This window comes from Verrucosispora sp. SN26_14.1 (assembly GCF_004307965.1).
In the GTDB taxonomy this organism is placed as follows: Bacteria; Actinomycetota; Actinomycetes; order Mycobacteriales; family Micromonosporaceae; genus Micromonospora.
In genome coordinates this window covers 1-10,714 of sequence record NZ_SISL01000194.1, presented here as the reverse complement: position 1 = coordinate 10,714, position 10,714 = coordinate 1, and the positions used below count along the sequence as shown (strand labels likewise).

The following is a 10,714-nucleotide window of genomic DNA, read 5'->3' as shown; positions in this document are numbered from 1 at the left end:
GCGGAACCCGCCACGGACGAGCCGGACGACTCGCTCGCGGCCGCGGTGGCCGCCGCCGCCCTGGCCCGGGGACGGCTGCAACCCGCCCCGGCGGACGCCGACGACCTGCGCGACCCGGTCGCCGGTACGCCCGCCGACTTTCGCGCCTGCGCGGAGGAGATCGAGCGGTCGCTGCGCCCGCTGGCGGCGCTCATCGGGGCAGCCGGGTGAGTTCCTGGGTGTGATCGGGCAGGTCGGCCACCGGCTTGCGTTCGGCGTGCCGACCGGCTCCGGCCCGTTCGCCCGTCGCCGTCGTCGGCGCCGGTGTCTCGGCGACCACCCGGTACGCCTCGTACTGGTAGGCCTCCGCCTTGGGCACCCGGGCCATGTTCAGCACGCAGCCGAGCAGCCGCACCGAGACCGAGTGCAGTGCCCGGGCCGCCGCGGCCACCTGTGCCCGTGAGGTACGCCCCTGCTGGGTGACCAGCAACGCACCGTCGGCCTGCACCGCGACCACCACACCGTCGGTGACCGCGAGCAGCGGCGCGGTGTCGATGATGACGATGTCGGCGGACTCGCGCAGGGCGGTCAGCAGGTCGGACATGGCCTTGGAGCCGAGCAGTTCGCTCGGGTTCGGCGGGGCCGAGCCGCTCGGCAGCACCAGCAGCGACTTGTCACCCCAGCGCTGGACCACGTCGCCGACCTGCACGTCACCGACGAGCACGTCGGTCAGCCCGACGCCGGAGTCGATGCCCAGGTAGTCGCCGACCTTCGGCCGGCGCAGGTCGGCGTCGACCAGCAGGACCCGCCAGCCCGCCTCGGCCAGCGCGATGGCCAGGTTGCACGACATGGTGGTCTTGCCCTCGCCCTGCAACGCGCTGGTGACGGCGATGACCCGGGCGGGTTCGTGCACGTCGACGAAGCGCAGGTTGGTGCGGAGCTTGCGGACCGCCTCGGCGCGCGCCGAGGTGGCGGCGTCGCCGACGATCAGCGGGGCGGTGCGGGCGCTGGGGTCGATCGGGATCTCGCCGAGCAGCGGGCTGCCGGTCACCCGTTGCAGACCGGCGGCGTCGCGCAGGCGGACGTCGGCCATGCCGCGCAGGATCGCCAGGGCCACGCCCGCGAGCAGGCCGATCAGGGTGCCGATCGCGGTGTTGCGCAACGGCTGCGGCGAGACCGGGGTGGGGGTGACCCGGGGGCCGCTGACCACCTCGATCTTGATGGGTCCGGCGGTGCCGTCCGGCCGGGCCTCGACCTTCTGCACGAGTTCGACGAACTTCGCCGAGAGCGCCTCGGTCACCCGCAGCGCGCGGGTCTGGTCGGTGTCGGTCACCGACGCCCGCAGCAACACGGTGCCGGTCTCGGTCGAGGTGCTGACCCGCTGCTGGACCTCCTCGGCGGTGAGCCCGAGTTGGTTGTCCGCGACGGCGGCCTGCGCCAGCCGGTCGCTGGTGAGCAGTTCGGCGTAGGACTTGACGCGCTGTTGCAGGAAGAGACCACCCTGGTAGGCGTCGGTGACGCCCTGGCTCGGGGTGGTGACGAAGAAGGTGACCGAGGCGACGTAGCGAGGCTGCGCCCGAACGGTGACCAGGGCGGTCAGCCCGAGGGCCACCACGAGGGTGACCAGGACGATCCACCAGCGCTGGCGCACGAGACGCAGTTGGCGGTACAGGTCCATCAGGCGCGCCTCCGTACCGGGCCGGTAACGCCAAAGAAACTCACGAAAACCCCCAAGGTCTACTTAATCTCGTGAACCATTAAAGCCGCTCATAAGCGTTATGTCCGGAGTTAGGGGTTTTCCTCGGCAGAGGACCGCGCCCGCAATGCCCAACCGGACCGACCGTCCGTCGGAATCGCCTCTCCACCGGGAAAAATGCGATTTCCCCGCCGGGCCGTGCTCAGCCCTCGGGGCACTCGTCCGAATCAGCGGCCGGAGGCCCGGCCGATCCGACCGGCCGGGCCTCCCGGTCCGGCGGACCAGCGGAAGTTCTCCGTCAACGCGCTGCTGAGCATCCGCCGCAGCAGCACGATCACCACGGTGGCGGCCAGTTCCCGCCAGGTCTGCTCCCCGGTCAGCCGCAGCAGACCGGCGGCGACGAGCATGTCCAGCAGGATCCGCAGCGCCGTCGACCGGGAACCGGTGGTGACCAGCGCGACCCCGGCGCCGAGTACGCCGAGCGCCGCGACGACCGTGGCCAGCGCCTGGATCACGACGCCCGCCCCGGCCGACCGACCTGCTCCTGCTCGTGCTCGATCTCCCGGCCCAGGACGTGGTTAAGCACGGTCCGGATGGCGGCGATCGCGGCGAGCTGACCGATCTGGGTGAAGGTCGGCGACAGCGCGGTCCGCAGGATGTCCGCCGCCAACTGGAACTCCAGTCCGAGCACCAGGAAGCGGCCGAGCGTCAACCGGATCCGGGTGAACACGGTCGCGTCGCGGTAGCGGACCCCGTCCACCACGAACCGCAGCGCGGCCCAGGCCGCCCCGACGACGATCACCGCCGCGCCGACCAGCTCCACCGCGATCACCAGCCAGTGGTGACCCCGTTCCAGGAGTACGTCGACGTTCACGCGGGCGACTACCCGGCGGGGCCCCGGGTAGTCGGCTCCCGCCGGGTCAGGTCAGTTCCGCGACCGCCTCCACGATCAGCCAGATGCCGCTGATCGCGAACAGCGCGGCGGCACCGTACTTGATGGTCCGCTCCGGCAGCCGGCGACCGAGCAGCCGGCCGACGACGATGGCGAGCGCGTCGGCGGCCACCATGCCGATGGTCGAGCCGACCCAGGTGCCGAACCAGCCGTACTGGGTGGCCAGGGTGATCGTGGCGAGCATGGTCTTGTCACCCAGTTCGGCGAGGAAGAACGCGACACCGACGGCGAAGATCGCCGACTTGCCGCCCTTGGCCGCCTTGCGCTTCTCCTCCTCGGTGAGCGTGTCCCCGCGCAGTGTCCAGAGGCCGAAGCCGATGAAGGCCAGACCCGCCAGGAGCGAGATCCAGCCGGTGGGCAGCGCGGCACCCAGCCCGACACCGATCGCCACCGAGGCCAGGTGCACCACGGCGGTGGCGACGGTGATGCCGATCAGGATCGGCACGGTGCGGTATCTGGTGGCGAATGCCAGAGCCATGAGCTGGGACTTGTCTCCCAGCTCGGCAACGAAGATCACGCCGAAGCTGACTGCCAGCGCGACGAGGAACCCCTCCATGACGTCCTTCCGGATCAGGCCGGGAGGAGGATCTGGGGCGCCCTCGACCCGGCTGTTGAGCCTGGGTCGAAGGTCTCGCCCGCCCCGTGATGAACGAGGCCGCGTGGCCGGATGCGGAACGCACCAGTATGTCGACCACGGCGTTGCGGGCTACTCCCCTTCGCTGCCGCACAGCCTAGCCGATCGCCGACCGGTCGGGCCGCCGGGTGACCCGACACACCTCCGGAGTCGGGCGTCCGCCGGTTCAGTCCGCGCGGGCCAGGGTCACGCCGAACAGGTCGTCGGGGTCGGTCCAGAAGCGCTCGGCCTGGAACCCGGCCGAGGCCAGCTCCGCGGCGATCCCCTCCGGGCGGAACTTCGCCGACACCTCGGTCCGCAGTTCCTCCCCCTCGGCGAAGGCGACGTCCAGGTCGAGCACGCGTACCCGGACCGGCCGCTGCGCCCGCAGCCGCATCTCGATCCACTCCCGCTCCGGGTCCCAGAGCGCGACGTGGGCGAAGGCGGCCGGGTCGAAGTCGGCGTCCAGTTCGCGGTTGAGCACCCGCAGCACGTTGCGGTTGAACTCCGCGGTCACCCCCGCCGCGTCGTCGTACGCGGGCACGATCACCGCCGGGTCCTTCACCAGGTCGGTACCGACCAGCAGCCAGTCCCCCACCTCCAACGCGGCCCGCATCCGGGCGAGGAAGTCGGCCCGCTCGGCCGGCAGCAGGTTGCCGACGGTGCCGCCGAGGAAGATCACCAGCCGCCGCCCACCGGCGGGCAGCCGGTCCAGGTGCCGGGTGAAGTCACCGACGATGCCGCGGACCCGCAGCCCCGGGTAGTCGGCGGCGAGCGCGGCGGTGGACGCGGCGAGCGCGCTGGCCGACACGTCCAGGGGTACGAACGTGCCCAGACCGCGCCGCCGGGTGAAGGCGTCCAGCAGCAGCCGGGTCTTCTCCGACGAACCGGAGCCGAGCTCGATGAGCGTCTTCGCGCCGGTCAGCTCCGCGATCTCGGTCGCGTGGGCGGCCAGCACCGCGCGTTCGGCCCGGGTCGGGTAGTACTCGGGTAACCGGGTGATCTCCTCGAAGAGTTCGCTGCCCCGCGCGTCGTAGAACCACTTCGGCGGGAGCCACTTCGGGTCGGCGGTCAGCCCGACCCGGACGTCGTGCCGGAGGCTGCGGCCGATGTCCCGGTCGTCGAGGTGGATCTCCAGTGGCTCGGTGCTCATCCGTCTTGCCTTCCGTCGGGCGGTCGATGGTGGTCGGGCCGGGGCAGCGGGCGCAGGTGCATCCCGGTGGCGGTGGCGGTGACGAGGTGACCGTCCGGCACCTCCCGCCAGGCCGGGTCGTCGTCGTGCGGTTCCGAGGCCAGCAGCACGGAGTCCGGCGTGGTGCGGGCGGACAGGGCGTGCCCGGCCACGCTGGCGACCACCGTCCGGCCGTCGGTGAGCAGCAGGTTGAGCCGCGACCCCGGGGCCGCCGCGGCGACCGAGGTGACCGTCTCGGCGACCGCCTGCTCGGGCGGCAGGCCGGCGCGCAGCCGGTGCCGGACCAGCGCCCACAGCAACGCCGAGTCGGTGGCGGCGTCCAGCGTGAGCAGGTCGCGTACGGGCAGGGCGGTGGCCAGCGGCACCACCGCGTCCGGCCAGCCGCGCACCACGCCGTTGTGGCTGAACAGCCATCGGCCCTCGGCGAAGGGCGCGGCGGCGGCGTCCACCACCGCCATGCCGACCGTGGCCGAACGGACCGCGGCCAGCACCGCACCGGACGAGGTGACCGCCGCCAGGTCGGCGATGGTCGGGTCGCTCCAGATCGGCTGCGCCCGCCGGTACCGCACCGGGTCACCGCCGGTCGGCGGGTACCAGCCGACCCCGAACCCGTCCGCGTTGATCGTCCCGCCGCCCCGCATGTCGCGGGGCGCCCAGGACTGGCGGACCAGCGCGTGCGGCGGGTCGAACAGCAACTCGCGCAGCGTCCGTGGCGGCCCGAGGTAGGCCAGGTGGCGGCACATCAGGCCACCCCGGACACGACCGTCACCGGTCGGCCTCCTCGGGCCGGACGTCGCGGGCACAGCGGAAACCGCTGAAGATCTGCCGGCGGATCGGGTAGTCCCAGTTGCGGAAGGTGCCCCGGCAGGCCGCCCGGTCGGTGCCGAACGACCCGCCGCGCAGCACCCGGTAGTCGTCGCCGAAGAAGACCTCGGAGTACTCCCGGTAGGGGAAGGCGGCAAAGCCGGGATAGCCCCGCAGCGGCGTCGACACCCACTCCCACACGTCGCCCACGAGCTGGTGCACGCCGAGCGGCGACGCCCCGGCCGGGTACGCGCCGACCGGCGCCGGCCACAGGTGCCGCTGACCCAGGTTGGCGTGCACCGAGGTGGGGTCGCCGTCGCCCCACGGGTAACGGCGGGACCGGCCGGTGGACGGGTCCCAGCGGGCCGCCTTCTCCCACTCCGCCTCGGTGGGCAGCCGCTTGCCGGCCCAGGTGGCGTACGCGTGTGCCTCGTGGAAACAGACGTGCACCACCGGTTCGTCGTCGCGGACCCGGTCCCACCGGCCGAACCGCTGGTAGGCCCAGCCGTCGCCGTCGCGCCGCCAGTGCATCGGCGCGCCCAGGCCGGCCTCCTGCCGGTGCCGCCAGCCCGCCCCGCTCCACCACCGCGGGTCGTCGTACCCGCCGTCGGCGATGAACTCCCGGTACGCCCCGTTGGTCACCGGGGCGGCGTCGATCACGTACGCGGGCAGCTCGACCCGGTGGGCCGGGCGTTCGTTGTCCAGCGCCCACGGGTCCGTGTCGGTGCCCATGGTGAACGGGCCGGCCGGCACCAGCACCTCCCCGGCCACCCGGGCGGTCGGCTCGGGCGGCGGCGGCGCGTGCAGCACCGCGGGGCCGGAGCGCAGTTGGTGGGTGGCGAGCATCGTCTCGTCGTGCTGCTGCTCGTGCTGCACGATCATCCCGAACGCGAAACCGTCGGTGACCAGTCGACGATCCTCGAAGGAGACGCTGTCGAGCAGGTCGTACACCTTGTCGCGGACCGTCGACACGTACGCCCGCGCCTCGGTCGGCGGCAGCAACGGCAGCGACGGCCGGTCCTTGCGCGGCTGCTTGAAGGCGTCGTAGAGCTCGTCGATGTCGCACCGGACCGGTTCGCGTCCGCCGACGTCCCGGATCAGCCAGAGTTCCTCCTGGTTGCCGATGTGGGCGAAGTCCCAGACCAGCGGGGACATCAGTGGCGAGTGCTGGCGGGCCAGGTCGCCGTCGTCGACCGCCTCGGTCAGCCCGACGGTGCGGGCCCGGGTGCGGTCCAGCTCCGAGGCGATCCGGGCGCGCAGGTCCTCCGCGCCGAGGCCGGTGGTGGTGTCGGTCATCGCTGCCTCCTCTGGGCGGCGTCACGCCGTCGTCGTACTCCCTGGTCGATCTCGTCGTGCAGCGCCGCCGGCAGGTCGAGCCGGGGCAACGCCGTCAGGGCCAGGTCGAGCAGGCCCACGGCGACGGTGGCCAGGCACGGGTCGTGCAGGCCGTGCCGGGCCGCGACGAGCCAGCGGTCGGCCACCGGGGCGGCCAGTGCCAGCGCGGACTCGGTGGTGTCGGTGGTGCCGAGCAGGGCGGCGAGCACCGCCGGCGGCAGCGTCCACTCGCGCCCGGGTTGGGTGTCGAAGTAGCGCAGTTCCAGGTAGCCACGGGGCCGCACCGGCGGGAACAGCGTGCTGACGTGGTATTCCAGGTCGTCGACGGTCGGCGGGCGGGGTAACGCACCGTCGATCCAGTCGGTGAACGTCACGTCCGGCGGCGGGGTCCAGTCGCCGCTGTCGTCCCGTACGCAGAGCAGCGGAGCGGCCAGTGCGTACCGGCTCCAGGCGGCGACCGGGTCGACACCGGCCACCTCGGGTGTCCAGACCGGCGCGGTGCGGGCCGGGTCGATCCGCGCCCAGGCGCCCATCCGGGCCGACGCCCACCCGGTGTTCCGGCCGGCGTGCCGGTCGGCGGTGGCGAAGGCGGCCAGCAGCGGTGGCCCTGCCGCGTGCGCCAGCGCCCACCGGGCGGCGACCTGCTCGGGCCGACCCGCGTCGAGGCAGACCTGGAGGCCGGCGGTGCTGTACATCATCGTCCGGCCGTCCGGGCCGTGCCGGTCGAAGACCCGGCGCATGGCCCGGTAGCGGGGTGTGTCGATCACCGGCTGCGGGTGCCGGTACGCGTCGATGCCGGCGCGTCCGAGGCGCAGGCCGGCGGCGTCGAGCAGACGGGTGACCTGGTCGATGTCGGACTGGGTGGCGTCGATCAGCGCGGCGACGGAGGCTTGCGGCGGGGTGGAGATCTCCACCTGCCCGCCGGGCTCGACGGTCACCATGCCGCCCCGCAGCAGTCGGCGGGCGGGGCTGGTCCGATCGAGGGTGGTGGGGCTGTAGGGCCCCAGTGCCGCTCTCAGCCGGGCGGCGTCGACGGGACGCGTGGGGTCGACGGCCTCGTGGACCGTCCATTCGAGCTCGACACCGGTGTAGGTCGGTGGGCCGGTCTTGAAGCAGATCCGGGCGAGATGTCGGGCGGCTGCGGCGCGGTCCCGCAGCACGGGTATGTGATCGATTTCCGGTGAGGTAACCACGCGATGGCTCCCTTGTCCGATACCGGCTCGGCAAGCGTCACCGTAACGCGTCGCGGTGACACTTTCACGATGTCGACGGTTCCGTCGAACCGAATTCACGTTCCCGTCGCAATCGGTGGGCCGGCGGCCGACCCGTGCCACGGGTCCCGCAGCCGCTAGCCGGTGGCGGACGTGTCGTCCGGGTCGGCACCGTGCTTGGCCAGCCAGTCCGGGTCGACCTCGGCCAGCAGAGCCCGGCAGTAGGCCGCGACGTTGTCGGCACCACCGGCCGCGTCCCGCAGGTCGGCGAAGCCGGGACTCTCCATCGCCTTCTCCCGCTGCCGCTCGGACTTCGACAGGTACGACCGGCAGTGGCCGGCGTTGCCGGAGTCCACCGGCCCGACGTACGCCGACGCCTGCGGTGTGCCCGTCTCCGACGGGCTCGGCGAGCCGGTCGGCGACGCGGTCGGCGAGGGCGACGCGGTGGGGGACGTGCTCCCGGTCGGGTCGGCGGTGGTGGGCGGCCGACTCTCGGACGGGGTCGGGCTGGTGGGCGCGGAGGTCTCGACGGGGGCGGAGGTGGCCGGCGGCACCGGTGGCGGCGACGGACGGTCGAGGTTGACCGCGGCGAGGGCGGCCCCGGCGGTGGCGGTGGCCGCGACACCGGCGATCCAGGCCAGCGCACCGACGGTGAGGCGGCGGCGACGCGGCCCGACCGACGGCGAGGCGGCCGGTCTCTCCCCCTGCCGGGCCGCGCGGAACGCGGCGAGAGCGGCCTGTTCCCCGGCGAGTTCGTCGTCACGCGGCGGGGCGGCGGCGGCCCGCAACAGCCCGGCGAGCGGGGCGTCCGACCCGGGTGCCGACGGGGTGGCGGTGGCGTCGAGCAGCCGGTCGTACGCGGCCCGGGAGACGGTCGTGCCCGACCGACGCCACCTCATCCAGTGTGCCCGCATGTCAGCCGTCCACCGGCTCGGCGTGCGGCGTCTGTGCGGGACCGGTGCGCGGACGCGGGACGCCGCCCTGCGCGGCCTGCCGGTCCAGCATCAGCGCCAGCCGGCGCAGCCCCCGGTGCGCGGCGGTCCGGACCGCTCCGGCGCGGCGGCCGAGCACCCGTCCGGCGGTCGCGGCGTCGAGTCCCACGACCGCGCGCAACAGGACCGCCTCGGCCTCACGGGGTGGCAGGCTGGCGATCATGGCGAGGGCGGCCTCCGTGCCGATGGTCTCCCCGGCGCGTTCGGCGGTGTCGGCGTCGCCGGCCAGTTCGCTGAGTTCCTGCACCGGCACCGGGAGTGCCGGGCGACGGCGCTGCCGCCGCAGGTGGTCCATGGCCCGGTTGCGGGCGATGGTGACGACCCAGGCACGGAACTCTCCACCAGTGAAATTGGGCAGGTCGCGGGCGACCTGCAACCACGTCTCCGAGGCCACGTCCTCGGCGTCCGCGCCGACCAACGCGGTCAGGTACCGCAACAGCCCCGGCTGGAGGCTGCGATAGAGGAAGCGGAAGCCGTCCTCGTCCCCGTTCTTGGCCGCCTCGACCGCCTGGCTCAGTTCACCGGTCATGGCCCTGCCGCTTCCGTCCACCGGTTCTCTCGGGGGGCGTGGGTCCGGCGGACGATCCGGTGCCGGCCAGGTCCACGACCCGGACCTCTTCCCGCACCCCGCCCCCGTGACCTCTTCGCTGACGGACCGCCGTGGCCCGGAAGCGGATTTTTCCCGACAGCGTCGCGATCCACAACCACCAGCGGCACGTTCGCGAGCCCGCCGGATCGGCCTGACGTTAGAGCGTCCGCCGAGGTCGGACAAGCTGCCGGAGGCCGGCGGGCACAGTGACAATTCTCCACCGGGTCGCACGGTGTTTCGCCGTAACGAACCACGGTCCGCCGACGCTACCTCCGACAGGCCCGGCCGTCTGACCTCGAACGGTCCGTGGGCCACCCTCGTGTCGTGACTCACAGTACACGCCACCTCACGACACGCCCCGTGTCGGGCACGGTCGACGGTAAGATGCGTCGCCATGCCGGCGCGCCCTTCGGCCCCCTTGTGGGTACGGTGGTGCCGTGTTGTCTTCGGAGGTCGTACTCAGCGGTCGGTACCGCCTGGACGAACGTGTCGCCACCGGCGGCATGGGTGACGTCTGGCGCGCGTCCGACCTGATCCTCGGCCGGCAGGTCGCGGTGAAGGTGCTGCTGCCCTCGCTGGTCTCCGACCCCGACTTCATCGCCCGCTTCCGCGCCGAGGCCCGGATCATGGCGGCGCTGCGCCACCCGGGCATCGTCCAGGTCTACGACTGCGGCGAGGACGACCTGCCCGACGGCGGCCGGGCCGACTACCTGGTCATGGAGTACGTCACCGGCCAGCCACTGTCCAAGCGGATCGAGGCCGAGGGTCGCCTGGACGTGGGGCTGGCGATGTCGGTGGTGGCGCAGGCGGCACAGGCGCTGCACGCCGCGCACCTCGGCGGCATCGTGCACCGCGACGTGAAGCCGAGCAACCTGCTGGTGCAGGAGGACGGCACGGTCGTCCTGGTCGACTTCGGGGTGGCCCGGTCGGCCAACGTGACGAGCATCACCAGCACCAACGCGGTGCCCGGCACCGCGCTCTACATGGCGCCCGAACAGGCCGCCGGGCGCCCGGTCTCCGGCGCGACCGACCTGTACGCGCTCGGTGCCGTCGCCTTCTGCTGCCTGACCGGCAGCCCGCCCTTCACCGGGGACAACCCGCTCCAGGTCGCCGTCCGGCACCTCGACGACCCGCCGCCGGACCTGCCGCCCGACATCCCGGAGGCGGTCCGGGTGCTGGTCGCCCGCGCGCTCGCCAAGGATCCGGCCGACCGGTTCAGTAGCGGCGCGACGATGGCCGAGGCGGCGCGGGCCGCGGTCTCCGACGGGTCGCTGCCGACCGCGATGGTCCCTGTCGCCGGAGCGGTACGCGAGGCCGGCCCGGACACCCGCACGGACGTCCCGGCGGGCGG

General features: G+C 73.3%; 11 protein-coding genes and 1 pseudogene. 2 read left to right on the top strand and 10 right to left on the bottom strand.

What is annotated here, in order from left to right:
* A pseudogene (locus tag EYA84_RS17845) lies at window positions 1-210 on the top strand (low molecular weight phosphatase family protein); the annotation flags it as partial.
* On the opposite strand, the gene EYA84_RS17840 reads toward EYA84_RS17845, so the two are convergent.
* From EYA84_RS17840 to EYA84_RS17795, 10 genes are all read right to left on the bottom strand, one after another.
* Window positions 191-1,657 carry a polysaccharide biosynthesis tyrosine autokinase gene (locus EYA84_RS17840; protein ID WP_131054197.1) on the bottom strand — a complete coding sequence of 489 codons (1,467 nt, stop codon included), beginning with the start codon at window positions 1,655-1,657 and terminating at the stop codon, window positions 191-193. The pseudogene EYA84_RS17845 and the gene EYA84_RS17840 overlap by 20 nt on opposite strands.
* Before the next feature lie 245 nt (window positions 1,658-1,902).
* Window positions 1,903-2,190: a DUF1622 domain-containing protein gene (locus EYA84_RS17835; protein WP_131054196.1), complete on the bottom strand. Its 288-nt coding sequence runs from the start codon at window positions 2,188-2,190 to the stop codon at window positions 1,903-1,905.
* Entirely contained in the window at window positions 2,187-2,549 is a 363-nt protein-coding gene (locus EYA84_RS17830) for a DUF1622 domain-containing protein (RefSeq protein ID WP_131054195.1), read from the bottom strand. Before EYA84_RS17830 ends, EYA84_RS17835 begins: the two co-directional genes overlap by 4 nt.
* Window positions 2,550-2,595: 46 nt before the next feature.
* Entirely contained in the window at window positions 2,596-3,183 is a 588-nt protein-coding gene (locus EYA84_RS17825; RefSeq protein WP_131054194.1) for a TMEM165/GDT1 family protein, read from the bottom strand.
* Window positions 3,184-3,427: 244 nt separating this feature from the next.
* On the bottom strand, window positions 3,428-4,393 hold the full coding sequence (egtD, locus tag EYA84_RS17820; RefSeq protein WP_131054193.1) for an L-histidine N(alpha)-methyltransferase: 966 nt from the start codon (window positions 4,391-4,393) through the stop codon (window positions 3,428-3,430).
* On the bottom strand, window positions 4,390-5,175 hold the full coding sequence (egtC, locus tag EYA84_RS17815) for an ergothioneine biosynthesis protein EgtC (RefSeq protein WP_131054192.1): 786 nt from the start codon (window positions 5,173-5,175) through the stop codon (window positions 4,390-4,392). Before egtC ends, egtD begins: the two co-directional genes overlap by 4 nt.
* Window positions 5,176-5,197: 22 nt before the next feature.
* The gene (egtB, locus tag EYA84_RS17810) at window positions 5,198-6,532 is read right to left on the bottom strand and encodes an ergothioneine biosynthesis protein EgtB (RefSeq protein ID WP_131054191.1); all 1,335 of its coding nucleotides are present in this window, start codon (window positions 6,530-6,532) and stop codon (window positions 5,198-5,200) included.
* A complete protein-coding gene (locus EYA84_RS17805; RefSeq protein WP_131054190.1) occupies window positions 6,529-7,764 on the bottom strand; it encodes a glutamate-cysteine ligase family protein in 1,236 nt (411 codons plus the stop codon). The genes egtB and EYA84_RS17805 overlap by 4 nt, the downstream gene beginning before the upstream one ends.
* 155 nt (window positions 7,765-7,919) lie before the next feature.
* Window positions 7,920-8,696 (bottom strand): hypothetical protein, encoded by a 777-nt coding sequence (locus EYA84_RS17800; protein WP_131054189.1) that lies wholly within the window; start codon window positions 8,694-8,696, stop codon window positions 7,920-7,922.
* Window position 8,697: 1 nt separating this feature from the next.
* The gene (locus tag EYA84_RS17795; protein ID WP_131054188.1) at window positions 8,698-9,303 is read right to left on the bottom strand and encodes an RNA polymerase sigma factor; all 606 of its coding nucleotides are present in this window, start codon (window positions 9,301-9,303) and stop codon (window positions 8,698-8,700) included.
* Between the two features lie 497 nt (window positions 9,304-9,800).
* On the opposite strand from EYA84_RS17795, the gene EYA84_RS17790 reads away from it, so the two are divergent.
* The coding region (locus EYA84_RS17790) for a serine/threonine-protein kinase (RefSeq protein ID WP_131054187.1) at window positions 9,801-10,714 on the top strand (914 nt) is incomplete at its 3' end.